The organism is Enterobacter sp. C4G1 (assembly GCF_052886895.1).
The window spans coordinates 2,402,338-2,426,134 of sequence record NZ_JBQVVV010000001.1 but is presented as its reverse complement, the minus strand read 5'-3'; the positions used below and the strand labels follow the sequence as shown (position 1 = coordinate 2,426,134).

The window sequence follows — 23,797 nt, the reverse complement described above, 5'->3', positions numbered from 1 at the left end:
AGGTCGTCGGCAGTTTTTAAAGATTTCCTGCAATCTATTCCCTCTCCCTGTGGGAGAGGGTTAGGGTGAGGGGAACAGCGCTCCCCTCTCACTACTTATGCACTGCGCTGCAACAACATCGACTTAATATGGCCGATGGCGCGCGTAGGGTTCAGCCCCTTAGGACAAACACTGACGCAGTTCATGATGCTATGGCAGCGGAATACGCTGAAAGCGTCACTCAGTCCTTCCAGACGGCTATCGGTTTCGGTATCGCGGCTATCGATCAGGAAGCGATAGGCAGCCAGCAGACCCGCCGGGCCGATAAATTTGTCCGGGTTCCACCAGAACGATGGGCAAGACGTCGAACAACATGCACAGAGAATACACTCGTACAACCCATCGAGTTTTTCACGCTGCTCAGGAGACTGTAAGTGCTCACGAGCGGGTGGATTTTGCCCATTATTCAATAAGTAAGGCTTAATCTTCTCATATTGTGCATAGAATTGCCCCATGTCCACCACCAAATCACGCACAACCGGCAGGCCTGGCAGAGGACGGATAACAATTTTCTGACCCGGGCGCTGCAACGCGGAAATTGGTGTGATGCAGGCCAGACCATTTTTGCCGTTCATGTTCACGCCATCAGAGCCACACACCCCTTCACGGCACGAACGACGGAACGACAGTGTCGGATCTTTTTCTTTAAGCTGCATTAAGGCATCCAGCAGCATCATGTCGCGACCTTCTTCCGCTTCCAGGGTGTAATCCTGCATGTGCGGAGCATCGTCTACATCCGGGTTATAACGATAAACTGAGAATTCGAGTTTCATTGTCCTGTCTCCGCATTAATAAGTACGAATCTTCGGCGGGAACGCCGGACGCAGTTTCGGTTCCATATTGACGCTACGACGCGTCATGGACTCCGACTCTGGCAGATACAGGGAATGGCACAGCCAGTTTTCGTCATCACGATCCGGGAAGTCGAAGCGGCTATGTGCCCCACGGCTCTCGGTACGGAAGTTTGCCGACACCGCAGTGGCGTAAGCGGTTTCCATCAGGTTATCCAGCTCCAGACACTCAACGCGCTGGGTGTTGAACTCGCTGGAGGTGTCGTCCAGACGGGCATTTTTCAGACGCTCGCGGATCGCTTTCAGCTGCTCAAGCCCTTTCGCCATCGCATCACCTTCACGGAATACCGAGAAGTTGTGCTGCATACATTCCTGAAGCGCTTTACGGATTTCCACCGGATCTTCACCGTTACGGTTACCGTTCCAGCGGTTCAGACGTTCGAGAGAGGCATCGATTTCAGCGTCGGTCGCGTCAAGCAGGTCGCCCTGTTCAGCAATCGACTCTTGCAGATGCAGACCCACCGCACGGCCAAATACCACCAGGTCGAGCAGTGAGTTACCGCCCAGACGGTTGGCACCGTGTACGGATACGCAGGCAATTTCACCTACCGCGAACAGGCCAGGGATAACCACATCTTCGCCCTGCTCGTTCACGGTCAGTGCCTGACCGGTAACTTTGGTCGGAATACCGCCCATCATGTAGTGACAGGTTGGGATAACCGGAATCGGTTCTTTTACCGGGTCAACGTGGGCGAAGGTACGGGACAGCTCCAGGATGCCAGGCAGACGGGATTCCAGAACCTCTTTACCCAGGTGATCCAGTTTCAGCTTGGCGTGAGGACCCCATGGGCCGTCACAGCCGCGGCCTTCACGGATTTCGATCATGATGGAACGCGCCACCACGTCACGACCCGCCAGGTCTTTCGCATTCGGGGCATAACGCTCCATGAAGCGCTCACCGTGTTTGTTCAGCAGATAACCACCTTCACCACGGCAGCCTTCTGTCACCAGAACGCCCGCACCGGCGATACCGGTTGGGTGGAACTGCCACATTTCCATATCCTGCACCGGTACGCCAGCACGGATAGCCATGCCAACGCCGTCACCGGTGTTGATGTGGGCGTTAGTGGTGGACTGATAAATACGGCCTGCGCCGCCGGTCGCCAGCACGGTTGCGCGGGCTTTGAAGTAAACCACTTCACCGGTTTCGATGCACAGCGCGGTACAACCGACAACTGCGCCATCGGCGTTTTTCACCAGATCCAGCGCGTACCACTCGGAGAAGATAGTGGTGTGGTTTTTCAGGTTCTGCTGATACAGAGTGTGCAGCAGTGCGTGACCGGTACGGTCAGCTGCCGCCGCAGTACGTGCCGCCTGCTCACCGCCGAAGTTTTTCGACTGGCCGCCAAACGGACGCTGATAGATGGTGCCATTTTCCAGACGGGAGAACGGCAGACCCATATGATCCAGTTCCAGAATCGCTTCCGGGCCGGTCTTACACATGTATTCGATGGCATCCTGGTCACCGATGTAATCGGAACCTTTTACCGTATCGTACATGTGCCATTCCCAGTTATCTTCATGGGTATTACCGAGCGCAACGGTGATACCACCCTGCGCAGAAACGGTATGGGAACGGGTCGGGAAGACTTTAGAGAGCAGCGCACAAGTCTGGCCGCTCTGGGAAATTTGCAGCGCTGCGCGCATACCTGCGCCACCAGCACCAATTACTACAGCATCAAATTCTCTGACTGGCAGTTTCATTACACACCCCACACCACAACGAATCCATAAATGACGTAAACCACCAGAGCAACAACGATAGCCAGTTGCAGAGGAAGGCGAATAGCCAGTGGTTTAACGTAATCGGTCAACACCTGCCACATGCCAATCCAGGCATGAATAAGGATGGAGAACAGGGCCAGCAGGGTGAACACTTTGGTGAAGGCAGATCCGAAGAATCCGCTCCAGATTTCCCACGTCAGCGTACCGCTGGTCGCGAAGAAACCAATCATATAGATGATGTAAAGGGTGAGAACGATGGCGGTAGCACGAACCAGAATGAAGTCATGTACGCCGTTGCGTCCTAATGCGGAGGCGTTGCTTACCATACGAGAACTCCTGCGAGAAGTGAAAGCACGACAGTAATCACAAACGAAATGTTAGCGGAGCGTTTCCCGGCTTCGAAGGTTTCTTCCAGATAGCCAAAGTCCATCAGCATATGGCGAACACCCACTACAACGTGGTATGCCAGCGCAGTCAGAATGCCCCACATGATAAATTTCACGAAGAAGCTGTTCATAATGGCAGAGGCCTGAAGGAATCCTTCAGGAGATGAGAGGCTGGTTCCCAGCAACCATAGCAGAATACCGACCGCCACAAACGTAATCACACCAGAAACACGGTGCAAAATGGACGCTATTGCTGTTACAGGGAATCGGATCGTTTTGAGATCCAGATTGACAGGTCTTTGTTTTTTCACATTTCTTATCATGAATAACGCCCACATGCTGTTCTTATTGTTTCCTTCCTCCGGACTGCGATGCGGGTCAAGCAGCGTTCCTTTTCTATAACTGCGCGTCATGCAAAACATTGCTTCCAAATGCTAAAACGACACGTTACAACGCTGGGTGGCTCGGGATTGCAGGGTGTTCCGGAGACCTGGCGGCAGTATAGGCCGTTCACAAAATCATTACAATTAACCTACATACAGTTTGTCGGGTTTTCTCTGGAACAGTGATCAGGGTCACGATAACAACATCTTTTTAAATTTTAATCATCTGATTTGACAAATGTTAAACAATATTGTTACAAACGTCATCAGAAAAGGCATATAATGCGCAAAAGTTATGAGGTCTCTCTTTCACCTGACAAATAGTTATGTAACAGTGTGATGGTATTGACCGAAGTTATCAGGACAGTTATTAGTGATATACAGGTTTGAATAATTCGGACTGCAAAAACGCTGATTTGCTGTGTTTTCACTGATATTTCATCCGTTTACCTGCAAGGCGCCATAGCTCTGTACCCTGGTTTCTCCTCGTGAGCTGAGCGGTAAGCCAAATAACAATCTGGTAACGGTGATTAACAGCTGAATGCAAATCCGGTGAACAGCAGTCTTAAGCATAAGGCGCTAAGGAGACCGTAAATGGCTGATACAAAGGCAAAGCTCACCCTGGGTGGTGACAATGCTATTGAACTGGATGTGCTAAAAGGCACGCTCGGTCAGGATGTTATTGATATCCGTACGCTGGGTTCTAAAGGTGTTTTCACCTTCGATCCTGGATTTACCTCTACCGCATCTTGCGAATCCAAAATCACCTTCATTGACGGTGACGAAGGTATCCTGCTTCACCGCGGTTTCCCCATCGATCAGTTAGCCACCGAATCCAACTATCTGGAAGTGTGCTACATCCTGCTGAACGGCGAAAAACCGACGCAGGCTCAATACGATGAATTCAAAACTACCGTTACCCGCCACACCATGATCCATGAGCAGATCACCCGTCTGTTCCATGCGTTCCGTCGTGACTCTCACCCGATGGCGGTGATGTGCGGTATTACCGGTGCGCTGGCGGCGTTCTACCACGATTCCCTGGACGTGAATAACCCACGTCACCGTGACATCGCGGCGTTCCGTCTGCTGTCCAAAATGCCAACCATGGCAGCGATGTGTTACAAATATTCTATCGGTCAGCCGTTCGTTTACCCGCGCAACGACCTCTCTTATGCCGGTAACTTCCTGCGTATGATGTTCTCCACACCGTGCGAAGAGTACGAAGTGAACCCAGTGCTGGAACGTGCCATGGACCGTATTCTGATCCTACACGCAGACCACGAGCAGAACGCCTCTACTTCAACCGTGCGTACCGCTGGCTCTTCAGGCGCGAATCCGTTCGCCTGTATCGCTGCGGGCATTGCCTCCCTGTGGGGACCGGCACACGGCGGCGCGAACGAAGCGGCACTGAAGATGCTGGAAGAGATCAGCTCCGTTGAACACATTCCTGAATTCGTGCGTCGCGCGAAAGACAAGAATGACTCCTTCCGTCTGATGGGCTTCGGTCACCGTGTTTACAAAAACTATGACCCACGCGCAACCGTGATGCGTGAAACCTGTCACGAAGTGCTGAAAGAGCTGGGCACCAAAGATGATCTGCTGGAAGTGGCGATGGAGCTGGAACACATCGCGCTGAACGACCCGTACTTCATAGAGAAGAAACTCTACCCGAACGTAGACTTCTACTCTGGTATCATCCTGAAAGCGATGGGTATTCCGTCTTCCATGTTCACCGTGATCTTCGCCATGGCACGTACTGTGGGCTGGATTGCGCACTGGAACGAAATGCACAGCGAAGGCATGAAAATCGCCCGTCCTCGCCAGCTGTATACCGGCTACGAGCAGCGTGATTTTAAGTCTGATATTAAGCGCTAATGTTACTCGGGTGCGGCCTGATGCCCTCACCCTAACCCTCTCCCACGGGGAGAGGGAACAAACATTAAAAACGGTAACCCTTGGGTTACCGTTTTGCTTTTACCTTTGGCACACAGGACACCAGTAAAACGGTCTTGAAGAGAGCGTTGTCTTCTCAATCACCCCGCCACACCGCTCGCAGAGTTCACCATCGCGATGAAACACCTTAAAGCGGAACAGCGCCCCGTGGTGCTTGTTGTCATCCACCACGCCACGCGTGTTGTACGACAGGCGCGGGATATCCAGCAGCGCATGGGATAACGCATCGAGTTGTGCATCATTCAACTGCGACGCTTTATGTTGTGCTGCCAACCCTACCGCCCACAGAATTTCTACGCGAAGGTAATTGCCTAAACCTGCCAGAAACGCCTGATCGAGCAACAGCCCCGAAAACTGCCGGTTGCGGAAGGTGGGCGATAACAACCGGGCTTTAACATCGCGCGCCGTCAGCCGCATATCCAGCACATCCGGCCCGACACGCTGCAGGAACGGGTGAGTGAGCAGTTGCTCCGGCGTTAACATTTCGATATCCGAGGCGCTATACAGCAGGATGGTTTTATCGGCCGTTTGTAATTTAACACGCAACACGCGGGTGGTTTGCAATGACTCACCCGTATTAATCACCCGCCAGACACCGTAAAGCTGGTTATGGCTATATAACGTCAGGTTATGGGAAAAGTGCGTCAGCAGTGCTTTGCCCCGCGTTTCGATATGGGTCACCGTTTGCCCCAGCAGATGTGCTTCAAACGGCTTAAGTTGAGGGAAAGCAAACCAGACATTCGTCAGGGGCTTGCCTTTTATCGCCGCCTCCAGGCTATCCGCCGCGCGGCGGATCTCCGGGCCTTCTGGCATCTTTCAGTCCTTATTGTAAAATTCAGGCGCGAACGAGGATCCCCTGTTCAGCAAAAGCCGCCCGCAGCCGACGCGCAAACAGCAGCGCGTGCTCGCCATCACCGTGTAAGCACACCGTTTCAGCTTGTACGTTTGCCTGAGTACCATTAATCGTTCTCACCCGCCCGGTGCGCACCATATCCAGTGTTTGTACCAGCGCCTGCGCGTCATCAGTGATAAGCGCTCCTGGTTGACCGCGTGGAACCAGGCTACCGTCCTGCTGATACCCTCTGTCGGCAAACACTTCCTGACGAGTGACCAGCCCCAGGCGCTGACCGGCGCGAATAAGTTCACTCCCCGCCAGCCCGACCAGGATCAGCTGCGGATTGTGATCCCACACGGCACGGGCAATGGCGTCCGCCAGAGCAGGATCCTGTGCGGCCATGTTGTAAAGCATCCCGTGCGGCTTCACGTGGCGCATTACGCCGTGCTGGGCGCGGACAATCGCGTCCAGCGCTCCGGTCTGGTACAGCGTCTGGGCGTAAACAGTCTCGGGCGGTAAAACCATTGCCGTGCGGCCAAAGTTTTCCCTGTCGGGGAAGCTGGGATGAGCACCTATCGCTACGCCATTTTTAATTGCACTACGCACGCTCACCAGCATGGTTTGCGCATCGCCCGCATGGTAACCGCAGGCGATATTGACCGAAGAGACCAGCGTCATCAGTTCGGCATCTGCGCTGCCGCCCTCGCCCAGATCGGCGTTTAAATCAATCTTTACCATCGAGTCGCCACGCCAGTTGTTCCAGATATCGCTGCTGATCGTGACGCGCTTTCAGCGCCTCCTCCAGCGAGCATTGAACGAAGTGGATCGGCTGCCCAAGCGGTATTTGCGCCAGATGGTAGCGATCGGCATCGATAATACAGGCAATACGCGGGTAACCACCTGTTGTCTGCGCATCATTCATCAGCACAATTGGTTGACCGTTTCCCGGCACCTGGATGACGCCAGGCAACAAACCGTGGGACAGCAATTCACGGTCTGTCGTACGGGTCAGCGGCTGCCCCTGCAAGCGATAACCCATACGGTTACTTTGTGGGCTAAGGTGCCACGGAGAACGCCAGAATGACTCCTGAGAAACCTCGTCAAATTCCTGATATTCTGGTCCTGGCAAGGCGCGAATCAGGTTACCCCAGAGCAGTTGTTTCACCCCCTGGGTTGTGGTGAAGTGGCGAGATGATGGCTTAATGTCAAGACGATCGCCGTCGTGAAGCAGGCGCCCTTCATGCCCGCCGATGCCCGCTTTGGCATCGGTACTGGACGAGCCCATCACTTCCGGCACATCGATACCCCCGGCAACCGCAAGATAGCTGCGTACGCCGTGTAACGGGCGTTTGAGCATCAATCGCTGGCCCGCTTTCGCCCGCAGCCGCCAGCCCGTCCACACCGCTTTGCCATCAAGCGTTGCATCGCAACCTGCACCGGTCAGGGCAAACCAGGTTTCCTGGCTAAATTCCAATACACACTGACCAAGAGTGATTTCCAGCGCCGCCGTATTGCCAGGGTTGCCCACCAGCAGGTTGGCAATTTCAAGTGCCGGCCGGTCGAGCGCGCCACAATAGCTGACGCCCGACTGGCGCAGGCCAAACCGGCCAGCATCCTGAACCGAGGAATAAAGTCCTGCGCGAATAAGCGTTAACATATCCCCTCCTTCTGCGGGACAAAGCGCAGGGTATCCCCAGGGCGAAGGAGTATTGGCGCATCCTTCCCGGGTTCAAATAACGGTGCAGAGGTGTGTCCGATCAGTTGCCAGCCACCGGGTGAGGCAAGCGGGTAGATGCCGGTTTGCTCCCCTCCGATAGCCACGGTCCCCGCCGGGACGCTCAGGCGCGGTTCAGCCCGACGCGGCGTATGCAGCTCGGGTGATAAACCGCCCAGATAGGGGAAGCCAGGCTGGAATCCTAAAAACCAGACCACGTAGTTCACCGAGGCGTGCAGTTCGACAACCTGTTTTTCTGTTAACCCGCAGTGCTGCGCCACAACAGACAAATCCGGGCCACCCTTACCGCCATAAACGACCGGGATCTCAATCGACCGGGATTCTGGCTCCAGCGCATCACTTTCTTCCCACCAGCACTGCAAACGCTCAATGGCGTCCAGCGCCAGAGTATGCGGATTACGTAGCACAACGGTGATGTTGTTCATACCCGGAATGGCTTCCACCACTTCCGGTACATCCGCCAGGCGCTGCGTCAGCCGCCAGATACGCTTTTGCGTGGCAAGTGTCACCGGAGGCTCAAGCTCCAGAACCACTGCCGTTTCACCCAGAAGATAACAACGCGCTCGCTGCACTTAAACACCTCTCATCAGGCAGGATTAGGGATATCCACAAACGTCACATCCAGATCGGTATTTTCCGTCAGCCACTCGCTGAGTGCGCGAATGCCGCCGCGCTCTGTTGCGTGATGCCCGGCCGCGTAAAAATGCAGCCCTTGTTCACGTGCGGAGTGAACGGTTTGTTCAGAGACTTCTCCGGTGATGAATGCATCCACACCGAAACGCGCCGCGCTGTCGATAAAGCCCTGACCGCCGCCCGTGCACCAGGCAATGCGTTTAACCGTATCTGGCCCGGTATCACCGCACCATAGCGGGCGGCGGCCAAGCCGGGCTTCAATCCAGGAAGCCAGCTCCAGCCCTGGGACCGGCATGGCCAGCTCACCCCACGGCACCAGCGGCTCAACTTCACCCATGACGGTAATGCCCAACAGCTGCGCCAGCTGTACGTTGTTACCCAGCTCAGGATGGGCATCCAGCGGCAGGTGATAACCATACAGGTTGATGTCATTGGCCAGCAGCGTTTTCAGCCGGTTGCGCTTCATGCCACGAATAATCGGGGATTCATTTTTCCAGAAATAGCCATGATGAACGATGATTGCATCCGCTTCCTGACGCACGGCCTCATCCAGCAGCGCCTGGCTTGCCGTCACACCGGTGATAATTTTCTGCACCGTTTCGCGCCCTTCAACCTGCAGACCGTTTGGCCCGTAGTCGCTGAAAGAGGCGGTGTTGAGTTTTTCGTTAATCAGGCTTTCCAGTTCGGTGTTTTTCATCATCACTCTCTTAAGTTTTGCGAGCGGCTTCGTACGCCGCCAGCGTGGCGACTCGCGCCTGTTTATGGTCAACGACGGGACGGGGATAATCGAGCCTTATGCCCTGTTTATCCGCCCATGCCCACGGGTCGTGGATCGCTTTAGCGGGAACGTCCTTGAGCGCGGGCAACCAGTGGCGGATAAACTCACCGTCAGCATCAAATTTTTGCCCCTGCGTTGTAGGGTTAAAAATCCTGAAATAGGGAGCCGCATCGGTTCCGGTGGACGCTGCCCACTGCCATCCGCCGTTGTTCGCGGCCAGATCGCCATCAATAAGCTGAGAAATAAAATACCGCTCCCCGGCGCGCCAGTCGATAAGCAGATCTTTCACCAGGAAGCTGGCGGTAATCATCCGCAGACGGTTATGCATCCATCCCGTTTCATTGAGCTGGCGCATGGCAGCATCGACAATCGGGTAACCCGTTGCCCCCTTCTGCCAGGCCTGAAGGTGCTCATCGTTGTGCTGCCATTTGACGTTATCCGTCCAGCGGATGAATGGCCGATGTTTGCATAAAGCAGGATGATACGTCATCAGATGGCGGTAAAACTCGCGCCAGATAAGTTCGTTGAGCCACACTGAACCTGGCCCACCGTCAAGCGTACGCGGCTGTTCCGCCAGCAGGCGATGCAAACACTGACGCGGTGACAGCACGCCCAGGGCTAAACAGGCTGACAGACGGCTGGTGCCTTCAACGGCGGGGAAATCCCGACGCGCTTCGTAATCTGCCGCGCCCTGTTTACAGAAGTGGCGCAGTTGCGCGATAGCCTCTTTTTCCGATGCCGGAAAATGGGCGTCGTTAAACGCTGCCTGCGGGTAGTTAAATGCGAGTTCAGGCAAATCTGTTAAGGCTTCACCTCTGATGGCCGGCGCAGCAACGCACTCGGGCAATCCCTCTTTCAGACGCTTGATAAACGCATTTTTGAACGGCGTAAAGACTTTATACATCTCATGATTGCCGGTCATCACGCTGCCAGGGGGCAGCATCACGCTGTCATCAAATCCCTGGCATACAACCTCTTCTGCGATGTTTTCCAGCTGACGATCCCGCTGCTGCTCGTTGAACTCGTACTGATAGTTGTAAAAAAGGTGCGTAACGTCGTGCTGCTGACAGATTTCCATTACCGCAGCTTGCTGCGCAGCAAAGTCACTCACCTCTTTATAAATCAGCGGAATGCCTTTTTCGGCAAGTGCATGTTGCAGATGATTCAGATGCGAGCGAAGGTATGCCGCTTGTCGGGGTGCCACATCATGCTGTTGCCACTGACCGGGGGTAGCGATAAACAGCGCCAGCACGCGAGCGTGCTTATCGAGGCAGGCCGCCGCGAGGGCGAGATTGTCATGTACGCGTAAATCGGCGCGAAACCAAACCAGATGGGTGGGCATAAAACTCCAGGCAAATATCCATTATGTCCGTAAGGGCACGCCACCAAAGGAAAAAGCGGCGGCCTTTTACGGTACTTTGCCATGAAGTGTAGACGTGATGAAATAAAAAAGGCCGCCCGAGGCGGCCTTAACGCTACTTGTCCTGCGCTATCGTGGTCAATGCAACAAACCCGGTCGGTTCATCACGCTTAACAACGAGTACGCAGGCGACAATGAACGCAATGCATATATAGCGTTTCATTATGCGGTCCCTGCTGCTAACCGCTCCACCGTTCACCACCGGTGATAAGTCGGTGGACACAAGCCCGGGTAGGTGGGCTGCTTTACGGCTGTAAAAACACCTTTCCCTGGACCGATGCCCATGTGCGAGATGGCGGAAAGGGACGCTGCATCATAAATAACATCACCAGCAAAGGTAAATTATTCGAATAAAATTAGGATTTTATAAAGGTTTAGAGGGATTGCCATCTGTTTACAGTAGGGTATGATGAAAATCCCGGGTAGGGGCTGCAAGACCACCCAACGGACCGCGAATCCAGAGGGATAAAAAAACCGCCACATTGCTGTTGGCGGTTTTTTTATTGCTGTGTGTAATCTTAGTATTAGTAGAAATCGCAGGTCGCTTTTTCGGCCTGATCCATCCACACCGGCTTTTCGCTGGTTTTCGCCCAGACGCGGTGCAGATAGCTATAAAAACGTGCGCGGTCTTTCCAGAAAAGCATGACCGGCAGTGCCAGCACGCCAGCCACTACGGCGAAAGCGCGACGCATGAAAACGATATGAGCCGGATACTCTTTATACAGATCCATATTTTCTCCCCTATAGTTGGCCGGAAACATCATCCGGAAAATTCAAAATCTGTGACCTGGCTAAAATAATATCGCTTTGTTTGTAATTTTACTACTCATCCGACCACTTATTTTCATCCATTTAGTGAATATTTACACTCTCGCCGTAACTAAGTTACAAAAAAGTTAACGATTTACTTATCAGCAGTTAAATTGTGGTTTTTTTCATTTTTATACTTTTTTTACATCCCCCTTCCTGATTTTTGCGAAATCTTTGCGCCGTAAATCCTATCTTTAGAACAAATATAAATGTCACCCGGAGGTGGGTTGTGAGTGCAGGTCTGATTGCCGGCATCGTGCTGGTGTTCCTGTTATTGGGTTATCTGGTTTATGCCCTGATTAATGCGGAGGCATTCTGATGGCTGCTCAGGCGTTTTTGCTTATTGCCAGCTTTTTACTGCTGCTGTTCCTGCTTGCAAGACCACTGGGAACCCTGCTTGCGAGGATGATAAACAACGTGGCGCTGCCCGTTGCTGGCAGCGTTGAAAAAGGGCTCTGGCGCGTACTGGGAATACGCGACCAGGAGATGAACTGGTGCCAGTATCTGATGGCTATCCTGCTGCTCAACATTGTCGGCCTGGTTGCGCTGTTCGCGATGTTGATGCTTCAGGGCATTTTACCGCTGAACCCGCAGCAGTTGCCGGGCCTGTCCTGGCATCTGGCGTTGAACACGGCGGTCAGCTTCGTCAGCAATACCAACTGGCAGTCCTATGCCGGTGAAACCACCCTGAGCTACTTCAGCCAGATGGCTGGCTTAACAGTGCAGAACTTCCTCTCTGCAGCCAGCGGCATTGCGGTGATCTTCGCCCTGACGCGAGCATTTGCGCGTCAGAATGTCGGTACGTTGGGTAACGCCTGGGTCGATCTGACACGTATCATCCTGTGGGTGCTGCTTCCAATTTCCCTCATTATTGCCCTGTTCTTTATTCAGCAAGGCACGCTGCAAAACCTGCTTCCCTACACAAGCTATACCTCGCTTGAAGGGGCAAAACAGCTTTTGCCAATGGGGCCGGTTGCCTCGCAAGAGGCCATAAAAATGCTCGGCACCAACGGGGGCGGGTTCTTCAATGCCAACTCGTCTCATCCGTTTGAAAACCCAACGGCGCTGACGAACTGCGTACAAATGCTGGCGATCTTCCTGATCCCTGCCGCACTGTGCTTTGCGTTTGGCGATGTGGTTAACGATCGCCGCCAGGGCCGCACCCTGCTCTGGGCGATGTCCCTTATCTTCGTAATTTGCGCAGCGCTGGTGATGTGGGCCGAATGGAATGGCAACAGCCACTTCATGCAGTTGGGCGCCAGCAGCAACATCAATATGGAAGGGAAAGAGAGCCGCTTTGGCATCCTGGCGAGCAGCCTTTACGCGGTTGTCACTACAGCGGCCTCGTGTGGTGCGGTCAACGCGATGCACGACTCCTTTACGGCACTGGGCGGCATGATCCCACTGTGGTTGATGCAAATCGGTGAAGTGGTGTTTGGCGGCGTAGGCTCCGGGCTGTACGGCATGTTGCTGTTTGTTCTGCTGGCGGTGTTTATCGCCGGGCTGATGATTGGCCGCACCCCGGAATACCTGGGTAAAAAAATCGACGTGCGTGAAATGAAGCTCACAGCACTGGCTATCCTGGTCACTCCGGCACTTGTGCTGCTGGGCACAGCGCTGGCGTTGATGACCGAAGCGGGACGCAGCGGCATCTTCAACCCGGGCATTCACGGGTTTAGTGAAGTGCTTTATGCCGTCTCGTCTGCCGCCAACAACAACGGCAGCGCCTTTGCAGGCCTGAGCGCCAACTCCCCGTTCTGGAACTGTCTGCTGGCGTTTTGCATGTTTGTCGGCCGTTTTGGCGTCATCGTCCCCGTGCTGGCCATTGCCGGTTCGCTGGTGAGTAAAAAAATCCAACCGACCACCAGCGGTACGTTACCGACCCACGGTGCACTGTTCACTGGACTGCTGATTGGCACCGTGTTGCTGGTCGGTGCCCTGACCTTTATCCCCGCCCTCGCGTTAGGCCCGGTCGCGGAATATCTCTCTTTACGCTGATTTTGCGGAGAATTTGTCATGAGTCGTAAACAACTGGCCCTGCTTGAACCGTCTTTAGTTCGCCAGGCGCTAATGGATGCGGTGAAAAAATTAAGCCCGCGCGTTCAGTGGCATAACCCGGTGATGTTTATCGTCTGGGTTGGCAGCCTGCTCACCACGGCACTGGCAGTGGCGATGGGGACCGGTCATCTGGTGGGAAATGCGCTGTTTACCGGGGCTATCAGCCTCTGGCTGTGGTTCACCGTGTTGTTCGCCAACTTTGCCGAAGCCCTGGCGGAAGGCCGCAGTAAAGCGCAGGCCAACAGCCTGAAAGGGGTAAAAAAGACCGCGTTTGCCCGCAAATTGCGCGAGCCAAAATATGGTGCACAGATGGATCACGTCCCGGCGGATGAGCTGCGTAAAGGGGATGTGGTGCTGGTCGAAGCCGGGGATATCATCCCCTGCGATGGTGAAGTCATTGAAGGCGGGGCATCGGTAGACGAAAGCGCCATTACCGGGGAATCCGCCCCGGTAATCCGTGAATCCGGCGGCGATTTTGCCTCCGTCACAGGCGGCACGCGCATTCTCTCTGACTGGCTGGTTATTCAGTGCAGCGTTAACCCTGGCGAAACTTTCCTGGACCGGATGATCGCCATGGTCGAGGGCGCACAGCGTCGTAAAACGCCAAACGAAATCGCCCTGACCATTCTGCTGGTTGCACTGACCATTGTCTTCCTGCTGGCAACCGCCACCCTGTGGCCGTTTTCAGCTTACGGTGGTACCGCGGTCAGTATTACTGTGCTGGTTGCCCTGCTTGTCTGTCTGATCCCGACCACCATCGGCGGGCTGCTTTCAGCTATTGGTGTGGCCGGTATGAGCCGGATGCTGGGCGCGAACGTTATTGCCACCAGCGGACGTGCCGTTGAAGCCGCGGGTGATGTAGACGTTCTGCTGCTGGATAAAACCGGGACGATCACCCTCGGTAACCGTCAGGCGTCGGATTTCTTACCCGCGCCTGGCGTGGATGAAAAAACGCTGGCTGACGCCGCGCAGCTTTCGTCGCTGGCCGATGAAACACCGGAAGGCCGCAGCATCGTGATTCTGGCTAAGCAGCGTTTTAACCTGCGTCAGCGCGATGTGCAGAGTCTTCATGCCACCTTTGTGCCCTTCACCGCCCAGACCCGTATGAGCGGGATTAACATCCAGGACCGGATGATCCGCAAAGGCTCCGTCGACGCCATTCGTCGCCATATCGAAGCTAACAACGGCCATTTCCCGCCAGAAGTGGACAAACTGGTAGACAGCGTTGCCCGTCAGGGAGCCACTCCACTGGTGGTGTCTGAAGGGTCGCATGTGCTGGGCGTTATTGCGCTGAAAGATATTGTCAAAGGCGGGATCAAAGAGCGTTTTGCCCAGCTACGCAAGATGGGGATCAAAACGGTGATGATCACCGGGGATAACCGTCTTACTGCCGCCGCGATCGCCGCAGAAGCGGGTGTGGATGATTTTCTGTCAGAAGCCACGCCGGAAGCCAAACTGGCGCTGATCCGCCAGTATCAGGCTGAAGGTCGACTGGTGGCGATGACAGGTGATGGCACTAACGATGCGCCAGCGCTGGCGCAGGCCGATGTCGCAGTTGCGATGAACTCCGGGACGCAGGCGGCGAAAGAAGCGGGCAACATGGTGGACCTCGACTCTAACCCGACCAAGCTGATTGAGGTGGTTCACATCGGTAAACAGATGCTGATGACCCGTGGTTCGCTTACCACCTTCAGTATTGCCAACGATGTGGCGAAGTATTTTGCCATTATCCCGGCGGCGTTCGCGGCAACCTATCCTCAACTGAACGCGCTAAACGTCATGCATCTGCACTCCCCGGCGTCGGCCATTCTCAGCGCGGTGATTTTTAACGCCCTGATCATCGTCTTCCTGATCCCGCTGGCGCTGAAAGGCGTGAGCTACAAGCCGCTGACTGCAGCCGCCATGCTGCGCCGTAATCTGTGGATTTACGGGCTGGGTGGGCTGGTCGTTCCTTTCGTTGGCATCAAGGTTATCGACATGCTGTTGACCCTGTTCGGGCTGGTTTAAAAGGTGAATCAAATGACAATGTTACGCCCCGCTATACTTCTGTTTATTCTGTTATCGCTGATTACCGGCGGGCTATACCCGCTGGTGACCACCGCGCTGGGCCAGTGGTGGTTTACCGATCAGGCGAACGGCTCGCTGATTATGCAGGATGGAGAAACCCGTGGTTCACGCCTTATTGGCCAGAACTTTACGGATGCCCGCTACTTCCAGGGTCGCCCTTCCGCCACGGCTGAAAGCCCGTATAATCCGATGGCCTCCGGTGGCAGTAATCTGGCCGGCAGCAACCCGGAGCTGGACCATGCGATTGCAGAACGCGTTGCCGCACTGCGTGCAGCTAATCCGCAGGCCAGCCGCGAGGTGCCTGTCGAGCTGGTGACCGCCTCCGCCAGCGGGCTGGATTACAGCCTGATGCCGGCATCGGTCGCATGGCAAATTCCGCGCGTGGCTGCCGCCCGCCAGCTGACCACCGAACAGGTCAGCCAGCTGGTTGCTGAGCATACGCAAAAACCGCTGGTCAGTTTCATCGGGATGCCAGTCGTGAACATTGTTGAGCTGAATCTGGCGCTGGACGCGCTAAGGAAAAACTAAATGACCGACGAGCCCATTCGCCCGGACCCGGACAGGCTGCTCGAACAGACCGCTGAAGCCCATCGCGGCAAACTGAAAATCTTTTTCGGCGCCTGCGCGGGCGTCGGGAAAACCTTTGCCATGCTCACTGAAGCACAGCGGTTACGGGCGCAAGGGCTCGACATTCTTATCGGCGTCGTTGAAACTCACGGGCGCAAAGAGACAGCGTCGCTGCTGGCCGGGCTTACCGCGCAACCGCCCCGCCGTATCAGCCACCGCGGGCGGCTGGTCACTGAGTTCGATCTGGACGCCGCCCTCGCCCGCCGTCCGGCGCTTATCCTGATGGACGAACTGGCGCACAGCAATGCACCAGGCTCACGCCACCCTAAACGCTGGCAGGACGTCGAAGAGCTTCTGGAAGCGGGCATCGACGTTTTTACGACCGTGAACGTTCAGCATCTGGAGAGCCTGAACGACGTAGTCAGCGGTGTCACCGGTATTCAGGTGTGGGAGACCGTGCCGGATCCGTTCTTCGATTCTGCCGATGAGGTCGTGCTGGTTGACCTTCCCCCCGACGATCTGCGCCAGCGTCTGCACGAAGGTAAAGTGTACATCGCAGGCCAGGCCGAACGCGCCATTGAGCATTTCTTTCGCAAGGGCAACCTGATTGCCCTTCGCGAGCTGGCCCTGCGCCGCACAGCCGACCGCGTTGACGATCAGATGCGCGCCTGGCGTGATCTGCAAGGACAAGAGCGCGTCTGGCACACGCGGGATGCCATTCTGCTGTGCATTGATCACGGCAGTGGCAACGAAAAGCTTATCCGTACTGCCGCCCGGCTGGCGGCAAAATTTGGCAGCGTCTGGCACGCGGTGTATGTCGAAACCCCTCGTCTTCATGCGCTGCCGGAAAACCAGCGCCGGGCGATCCTTGGCTCGCTCCGGCTTGCCCAGGAGCTTGGCGCTGAAACCGCCACTCTCTCCGACCCGGTGGAAGACAAAGCCATTCTGCGCTACGCGCGAGAACACAATCTCGGCAAAATCGTTATTGGTCGCCGTCAGCATCGCCGCTGGTTTAGCCGCGAATCTTTTGCCGATAAGCTGGCCCGACGCGCACCCGATCTGGATCTGGTGATTGTGGCACTCGATGACAAGCCCTCTCCCCTGCCAGGCCGCCTGCCGGATGCCCGGGCATTTAGTGATAAATGGCGTATTCAGATCCGCGGCTGCCTTGTTGCCGTTGTACTTTGCACCCTGATAACCCTCATTGCCAGCCAGTGGCTGATCGCCTTTGACGCCGCTAATCTGGTGATGATTTACCTGTTGGGCGTGGTTGTGGTGGCGCTTTTCTACGGTCGCTGGCCTTCGGTCCTGGCAACAGTTATCAACGTGGTGAGCTTCGATCTGTTCTTTATCGCCCCACGTGGCACGCTGGCAGTGTCGGATGTGCAGTACATCCTGACGTTTGGCGTGATGCTTACCGTGGGGCTGGTTATCGGGAATCTGACCGCGGGTGTTCGCTATCAGGCGCGGATTGCCCGCTATCGCGAACAGCGCACTCGACATCTATACGAGATGTCCAAATCCCTGGCAGTAGGCCGCACGCCTCTGGATATCGTCCAGACCAGCGAGCAGTTTATTCGCTCCACGTTTCACGCCAGTAACCTGATTTTGTTACCAAACGAGCATGGTGTGTTGCGCCCGCTGACGTCAGCCACCGGGATGACGCCCTGGGATGAAGCCATTGCTCGCTGGAGTTTTGATAAAGGTTTGCCCGCCGGCGCCGGGACCGATACGTTGCCAGGCGTGCCTTACCAGATCCTGCCGTTGCGCAGTGCCGACAAAAATCAGGGGCTGGTGATTGTCGAACCTACCAACCTGCGCCAACTGATGATCCCCGAGCAGCAACGCCTGCTGGAGACATTTACCCTGCTGGTTGCCAGTGCGCTTGAACGTCTGGCGCTCACCAGCAGCGAAGAACAGGCAAGGCTTGCCAGCGAGCGCGAGAGCATTCGTAACTCCCTGCTTGCAGCACTTTCACACGACCTGCGTACCCCGCTCACCGTGCTGTTTGGTCAGTCAGAGATCCTGACGCTTGACCTGGCGGCGGAAGGCTCCAGCCACGCCTTGCAGGCCAGCGAAATACGCCAGCATGTACTCAATACCACCCGTCTGGTGAATAATTTGCTGGATATGGCACGTATTCAGTCCGGCGGTTTTAACCTCAAAAAAGAGTGGCTGACGCTCGAGGAAGTGGTTGGCAGCGCCTTAAAAATGCTCGAGCCCGGAATGGGCGGTCGGCATATTGAGCTGAACCTGCCAGAACCGCTGACGCTCATCCACGTTGACGGGCCGCTGTTCGAACGGGTGCTGATCAATCTGCTGGAAAATGCCGCCAAATATGCGGGGCAGAAAGCCCGTATTGGCATTAACGCAACGGTAGAAGCACACACCTTGCAGCTCGAGGTCTGGGATACCGGTCCTGGCATCCCTGCCGGGCAGGAGCACGCCATTTTTGAGAAGTTCGCGCGCGGAAATAAGGAGTCTGCCATTCCGGGGGTCGGGCTTGGGCTGGCTATCTGCCAGGCCATTATCGATGTGCACGGGGGAACCATTTCAGCGGCGAACCGCCCGGAAGGTGGCGCGCATTTCTGTGTTACACTTCCTCTTGATCCCCCGCCAGAACTTGATGAATTGCCAGAGGATTTGTGATTAACGTCCTGATTGTTGAAGATGAACTCGCGATTAGCCGTTTTCTGCGCGCCGCGCTGGAAGGAGACGGCCTGCGCGTTCATGACGCGGGGACGCTCCAGCGCGGCCTGATCGAAGCCGCAACCCGCAAGCCGGACCTGGTCATTCTCGATCTGGGGCTGCCGGATGGCGATGGCATCGATTTCATCCGCGAAGTGCGCCAGTGGAGTCAGATGCCCATTCTGGTGCTCTCGGCCCGTACCGAAGAGACAGATAAAATCGCGGCACTCGATGCCGGTGCTGACGACTATCTGATCAAGCCCTTTGGGATTGGCGAGCTTCAGGCCCGGCTACGCGTGGCGCTGCGCCGACACAGTGCCACAACGCCTTCAGAGCCGGTGTACACCTTTTCCGACATTCAGGTCGATTTAGCTTCGCGGCGCATCCAGCGCGGTGAAGAGGAGATCCACCTCACCCCGATTGAATTTCGTCTGCTCGCCGTTTTGCTCAACAACCATGGTAAGGTCCTCACCCAGCGTCAGCTGTTAAATCAGGTCTGGGGACCAAACGCAGTTGAGCATAGTCACTATTTACGCATATATATGGGACATCTTCGCCAGAAACTCGAAGTCGACCCCGCGCGTCCTCGTCATTTATTAACTGAAACCGGTATCGGTTATCGGTTCATGATTTGAATAGTTATTCATTTTGATTTTAATTAAAATAAATAACACCCTATGTATATATTAGAAAATAGCAAAACCATTATTTACGGCTTATTTTTAGCCAATCAAAACAATATAAAAACAGAGTGTTAACATTAATCATACAAAACAGCATTTTGATCTGCGATATTCAATAAAATAGAATATTTATTTCTGATCTGATCGATTATTGTTGATCTCCTTCACGGTTTGTCGCCCTTTCCTGGATAGAATGACCATGCTTTCAATTACTGAAAGGAAAACACACATGGAAAACAATAATCGTTTAATGCCCCACATACGGCGGACAACTCATATTATGATGTTTGCCCACCGTAACTGCTTCGACTTTCATCTCTTTAATGCCCGGTAGTCCTTCGACTTCTGGCGCATCTGCTTACAGGTCATTCTAAAAAACCTTATTTTACAGGCAACTGCCTGTGAACACGTGCGCTCATTTCTCTTGATCCAGGCTCTTTCGTAGCCGGACGGACTGGATTTAATTCTGTAAAAAGCAATTAACTGATTTTTTATCAGAGGTCAGGCTTTGCTTTTTATTCCGGTAAATTATCGATTTTTTTCTTGTAAAGAATCGAAGGCCTCCCATTGCCTAAAATAAAGAGATAAAGATGAAAAGTTTAAAAATTGCTGCCAGCCGTTCATGCCCTGATTGCTTTACCACCACTCGCGAAATGGTGGATGTGAGTGCTTCTGATTATATTGATGTTGCTGCCGTTGTTTTGGCCATTAACGATATTTCAAGTGGTGCGATAGAAGAAATAGAAGCAACAGGATTTGGTATTCCCGTCTTTATTGCCACACATAAAGAAGAAATTGTTCCGGCAGAATATTTGTCCCGCATTCAGGGGGTTTTTGAATGCTCTGACACCAGCAATGATTTCTATGGCCGCCAGCTTGAAGCTGCCGCGCAGAAGTACGAAACCCAACTGCGCCCGCCGTTCTTCCGCGCCCTCGTAGATTACGTCAAACAGGGCAACAGCGCGTTTGACTGCCCGGGCCATCAGGGGGGGCAGTTCTTCCGCCGTCATCCTGCCGGTAACCAGTTTGTGGATTTCTTTGGCGAAACGCTGTTCCGTTCGGATCTGTGTAACGCGGATGTGGCCATGGGCGATCTGCTGATCCACGAAGGCGCCCCTTGTATTGCCCAGCAACATGCCGCAAAAGTGTTCAATGCCGATAAGACCTATTTTGTGCTGAACGGTACGTCATCATCAAACAAAGTGGTTTTAAACGCCCTGCTGACGCCTGGCGACCTGGTGCTGTTCGATCGAAATAACCATAAATCCAACCACCACGGGGCGCTGTTACAGGCCGGTGCGACGCCGGTTTATCTGGAAACAGCACGAAACCCATACGGTTTTATTGGCGGGATTGACGCGCACTGCTTCGAAGAAAGCTATCTTCGCGAGCTGGTCGCAGAAGTTGCCCCGGGTCGCGCCCGTGACGAACGCCCGTTCCGACTGGCGGTTATCCAGCTTGGTACTTACGATGGCACCATTTATAACGCCCGTCAGGTGGTGGATAACATTGGCCACCTGTGTGATTACATCCTGTTTGATTCTGCATGGGTGGGCTACGAGCAATTTATTCCGATGATGGCCGACTGCTCGCCGCTGCTACTGGAGCTAAACGAGAACGATCCGGGCATTCTGGTGACCCAGTCCGTGCATAAACAGCAGGCTGGTTTCTCGCAAACCTCGCAGATCCACAAGAAAGACAGCCACATCAAAGGCCAGCAGCGCTATGTGCCGCATAAGCGTCTCAACAACGCCTTTATGATGCACGCCTCCACCAGCCCGTTTTATCCGCTGTTTGCGGCGCTCGATATCAACGCCCGGATGCATGAAGGCCAGAGCGGTCGCAACATGTGGATGGATTGCGTGGTCACGGGTATCGAAGCGCGCAAACTTATTCTGCAAAACTGCCAGTTCCTTCGCCCGTTCGTGCCGGAAACCGTAGATGGCCGCCCGTGGGAAAGCTGGGATACGTCAGAAATTGCCACTGACCTGCGCTTCTTCCACTTCGTCCCCGGCGAGAACTGGCACGCCTTTGAAGGTTATGCCGAGCATCAGTACTTTATCGACCCGTGCAAATTGCTGCTGACCACACCGGGCATCAACGCCCGTACCGGTGAGTACGAGGATTTCGGCGTCCCGGCGACCATTCTCGCGAACTTCCTGCGCGAAAACGGTATTGTCCCGGAAAAATGCGACCTGAACTCCATCCTGTTCCTGCTGACCCCGGCAGAGGATATGGGCAAATTGCAGCAGCTTGTGGCTCAGCTGGTACGCTTCGAAAAACTGCTCCAGACCGATGCGCCGTTAAAAGAGGTACTGCCATCGATTTGTAAGCAATACCCGGAACGCTACGCCGACTACTCCCTGCGTCAGATTTGCCAGGAAATGCACGACCTGTATGCGCGTAATAACGTGAAACAGCTGCAAAAAGAGATGTTCCGTAAGTCCCATTTCCCACGCGTGGTGATGTCACCCCAGGACGCCAACTATGCCTACCTGCGCGGTGAGGTGGAGCTGGTGTCTCTGCGCGATGCCGAAGGCCGTATTGCCGCCGAAGGCGCTCTCCCTTACCCACCAGGCGTGCTGTGCGTTGTGCCAGGTGAAGTCTGGGGCGGTTCAGTGCTGCGCTACTTTGCCGCGCTGGAAGAAGGGATCAACCTGTTGCCGGGCTTTGCGCCAGAGCTCCAGGGCGTGTACGTGGAAGAGTGTGACGGCCGCAAACACGTTCGCTGTAACGTCATCAAGCAACCTGCCACTCAGCCGTCGTTGCTGAAAGGAGAAAAATTATGAGTAAGTCTAACAAGATGGGCGTGGTGCAGCTGACCATCCTCACCATGGTAAACATGATGGGGTCGGGAATTATCATGCTGCCTACCAAGCTCGCAGAAGTCGGTACGATCTCGATTATCTCCTGGATGGTGACTGCCGTTGGCTCAATGGCGCTGGCGTGGGCCTTTGCCAAGTGCGGGATGTTCAGCCGTAAATCAGGTGGCATGGGTGGCTATGCGGAGTATGCCTTCGGCAAGTCGGGCAACTTTATGGCCAACTATACCTATGGTGTGTCGTTGCTGATTGCCAACGTGGCGATTGCTATTTCGGCTGTCGGTTACGGTACGGAGCTGTTTGGTGCCACGCTCAGTCCGGTACAAATCGGTATCGCCACCATTTGTGTATTGTGGATCTGTACCATTGCGAACTTCGGTGGCGCGCGCATCACCGGGCAGATCAGCAGTATCACCGTCTGGGGGGTGATCATCCCGGTGGTGGGATTGTGCATCATCGGCTGGTTCTGGTTTAGCCCTACGCTGTATGCCAACTCCTGGAACCCGCACAATGTACCGTTCTTTACTGCGGTGGGGTCATCTATCGCCATGACGCTGTGGGCATTCCTCGGTCTGGAATCCGCCTGTGCAAATGCCGAAGTTGTGGAAAACCCGGAAAAGAACGTCCCGATTGCCGTACTGGGCGGTACGCTGGGCGCTGCCGTAATCTACATCGTTTCAACCAACGTGATTGCCGGGATTGTGCCTAACATGGATCTCGCCAACTCCACCGCGCCGTTCGGGCTGGCCTTTGCGCAGATGTTTACCCCAACCGTCGGGAAAGTGATCATGGGGCTGATGGTAATGTCCTGCTGCGGCTCACTGCTCGGCTGGCAGTTCACCATTGCGCAGGTGTTTAAGTCATCCGCAGACGAAGGTTATTTCCCGAAAATCTTCTCGCGCGTGACGAAAGCAGATGCGCCGGTGCAGGGTATGTTAGCAATTGTTATCTTCCAGAGTGGTTTGTCGCTGATGACCATCAGTCCGTCGCTGAACAGCCAGTTCAACGTGCTGGTAAACCTGGCAGTGGTGACGAATATCATTCCGTACATCCTGTCGATGGCGGCACTGGTGATTATTCAGAAGGTGGCAAAAGTCGATCCGGGCAAAGCCAGAGTGGCCAACATCGTGGCGCTGATTGGGGCAATTTACAGCTTCTATGCGCTCTATTCGTCCGGCCAGGAAGCGATGCTCTACGGCGCGATGGTGACCTTTATGGGCTGGACGCTGTACGGTTTAGTGTCACCGCGATTTGAATTGAAGAACAAACACAGTTAGGTAAAAGCAAAACGGCAACCCGAGGGTTGCCGTTTTTAATATTTTCACCCTCTCCCTGTGGGAGAGGGCATCAGCCCGCACCAG

21 protein-coding genes are annotated in these 23,797 nt (G+C 54.7%); 10 read left to right on the top strand and 11 right to left on the bottom strand.

Features of this window, described 5'->3' with window-relative positions:
• Positions 1-95: 95 nt before the first annotated feature.
• The 4 genes from sdhB to sdhC are packed head-to-tail and all read right to left on the bottom strand — an operon-like array spanning position 96 to position 3,339.
• Positions 96-812 (bottom strand): succinate dehydrogenase iron-sulfur subunit SdhB, encoded by a 717-nt coding sequence (gene sdhB / locus ACT9TW_RS11645; protein WP_182060056.1) that lies wholly within the window; start codon positions 810-812, stop codon positions 96-98.
• Positions 813-827: 15 nt separating this feature from the next.
• Positions 828-2,594: a succinate dehydrogenase flavoprotein subunit gene (gene sdhA, locus ACT9TW_RS11640; RefSeq protein WP_014069375.1), complete on the bottom strand. Its 1,767-nt coding sequence runs from the start codon at positions 2,592-2,594 to the stop codon at positions 828-830.
• Positions 2,594-2,941 carry a succinate dehydrogenase membrane anchor subunit gene (gene sdhD, locus ACT9TW_RS11635; protein ID WP_008501088.1) on the bottom strand — a complete coding sequence of 116 codons (348 nt, stop codon included), beginning with the start codon at positions 2,939-2,941 and terminating at the stop codon, positions 2,594-2,596. The genes sdhA and sdhD overlap by 1 nt, the downstream gene beginning before the upstream one ends.
• Positions 2,935-3,339, bottom strand: coding sequence for a succinate dehydrogenase cytochrome b556 subunit (gene sdhC / locus ACT9TW_RS11630; RefSeq protein WP_020684965.1), 405 nt, complete (start codon positions 3,337-3,339; stop codon positions 2,935-2,937). Before sdhC ends, sdhD begins: the two co-directional genes overlap by 7 nt.
• Before the next feature lie 639 nt (positions 3,340-3,978).
• On the opposite strand from sdhC, the gene ACT9TW_RS11625 reads away from it, so the two are divergent.
• Positions 3,979-5,262 carry a citrate synthase gene (locus tag ACT9TW_RS11625; protein ID WP_182060054.1) on the top strand — a complete coding sequence of 428 codons (1,284 nt, stop codon included), beginning with the start codon at positions 3,979-3,981 and terminating at the stop codon, positions 5,260-5,262.
• A 99-nt stretch (positions 5,263-5,361) separates the two neighbouring features.
• On the opposite strand, the gene nei is transcribed toward ACT9TW_RS11625, so the two are convergent.
• From nei to ACT9TW_RS11590, 7 genes are all read right to left on the bottom strand, one after another.
• Entirely contained in the window at positions 5,362-6,153 is a 792-nt protein-coding gene (gene nei / locus ACT9TW_RS11620) for an endonuclease VIII (protein ID WP_446492437.1), read from the bottom strand.
• A 22-nt stretch (positions 6,154-6,175) separates the two neighbouring features.
• Positions 6,176-6,913, bottom strand: a complete 738-nt coding sequence (pxpA, locus tag ACT9TW_RS11615) for a 5-oxoprolinase subunit PxpA (protein ID WP_446492436.1) — start codon at positions 6,911-6,913, stop codon at positions 6,176-6,178.
• Positions 6,900-7,832, bottom strand: coding sequence for a 5-oxoprolinase subunit PxpC (pxpC, locus tag ACT9TW_RS11610; protein WP_446492435.1), 933 nt, complete (start codon positions 7,830-7,832; stop codon positions 6,900-6,902). The genes pxpA and pxpC overlap by 14 nt, the downstream gene beginning before the upstream one ends.
• Positions 7,826-8,482 carry a 5-oxoprolinase subunit PxpB gene (gene pxpB / locus ACT9TW_RS11605; RefSeq protein WP_182060050.1) on the bottom strand — a complete coding sequence of 219 codons (657 nt, stop codon included), beginning with the start codon at positions 8,480-8,482 and terminating at the stop codon, positions 7,826-7,828. The genes pxpC and pxpB overlap by 7 nt, the downstream gene beginning before the upstream one ends.
• Before the next feature lie 14 nt (positions 8,483-8,496).
• Entirely contained in the window at positions 8,497-9,240 is a 744-nt protein-coding gene (locus ACT9TW_RS11600) for a type 2 GTP cyclohydrolase I (protein WP_446492706.1), read from the bottom strand.
• 10 nt (positions 9,241-9,250) lie between these two features.
• Positions 9,251-10,663, bottom strand: a complete 1,413-nt coding sequence (phrB, locus tag ACT9TW_RS11595; protein WP_446492434.1) for a deoxyribodipyrimidine photo-lyase — start codon at positions 10,661-10,663, stop codon at positions 9,251-9,253.
• A 602-nt stretch (positions 10,664-11,265) separates the two neighbouring features.
• A complete protein-coding gene (locus tag ACT9TW_RS11590) occupies positions 11,266-11,472 on the bottom strand; it encodes a YbfA family protein (RefSeq protein ID WP_013097552.1) in 207 nt (68 codons plus the stop codon).
• A gap of 308 nt (positions 11,473-11,780) precedes the next feature.
• Here ACT9TW_RS11590 and kdpF point away from each other — a divergent pair, with 308 nt between their 5' ends.
• The 9 genes from kdpF (at position 11,781) to potE (ending at position 23,713) form a co-directional block, all read left to right on the top strand.
• On the top strand, positions 11,781-11,870 hold the full coding sequence (gene kdpF / locus ACT9TW_RS11585) for a K(+)-transporting ATPase subunit F (protein WP_014069365.1): 90 nt from the start codon (positions 11,781-11,783) through the stop codon (positions 11,868-11,870).
• Positions 11,870-13,549, top strand: coding sequence for a potassium-transporting ATPase subunit KdpA (gene kdpA, locus ACT9TW_RS11580; protein WP_446492433.1), 1,680 nt, complete (start codon positions 11,870-11,872; stop codon positions 13,547-13,549). Before kdpF ends, kdpA begins: the two co-directional genes overlap by 1 nt.
• An 18-nt stretch (positions 13,550-13,567) precedes the next feature.
• Positions 13,568-15,616, top strand: coding sequence for a potassium-transporting ATPase subunit KdpB (gene kdpB / locus ACT9TW_RS11575; protein WP_446492432.1), 2,049 nt, complete (start codon positions 13,568-13,570; stop codon positions 15,614-15,616).
• 12 nt (positions 15,617-15,628) lie between these two features.
• Positions 15,629-16,204: a potassium-transporting ATPase subunit KdpC gene (gene kdpC / locus ACT9TW_RS11570; protein ID WP_446492431.1), complete on the top strand. Its 576-nt coding sequence runs from the start codon at positions 15,629-15,631 to the stop codon at positions 16,202-16,204.
• Positions 16,205-18,892, top strand: coding sequence for a two-component system sensor histidine kinase KdpD (gene kdpD, locus ACT9TW_RS11565; RefSeq protein WP_446492430.1), 2,688 nt, complete (start codon positions 16,205-16,207; stop codon positions 18,890-18,892).
• Positions 18,889-19,566: a two-component system response regulator KdpE gene (kdpE, locus tag ACT9TW_RS11560; RefSeq protein ID WP_014069360.1), complete on the top strand. Its 678-nt coding sequence runs from the start codon at positions 18,889-18,891 to the stop codon at positions 19,564-19,566. The genes kdpD and kdpE overlap by 4 nt, the downstream gene beginning before the upstream one ends.
• A 277-nt stretch (positions 19,567-19,843) precedes the next feature.
• Entirely contained in the window at positions 19,844-19,948 is a 105-nt protein-coding gene (gene speFL, locus ACT9TW_RS11555) for a leader peptide SpeFL (protein WP_003858645.1), read from the top strand.
• Positions 19,949-20,204: 256 nt separating this feature from the next.
• Complete coding sequence (speF, locus tag ACT9TW_RS11550) at positions 20,205-22,403, top strand: ornithine decarboxylase SpeF (RefSeq protein WP_446492429.1); 2,199 nt, start codon at positions 20,205-20,207, stop codon at positions 22,401-22,403.
• Positions 22,400-23,713: a putrescine-ornithine antiporter gene (gene potE / locus ACT9TW_RS11545; RefSeq protein WP_446492428.1), complete on the top strand. Its 1,314-nt coding sequence runs from the start codon at positions 22,400-22,402 to the stop codon at positions 23,711-23,713. The genes speF and potE overlap by 4 nt, the downstream gene beginning before the upstream one ends.
• Positions 23,714-23,797 lie beyond the last annotated feature (84 nt).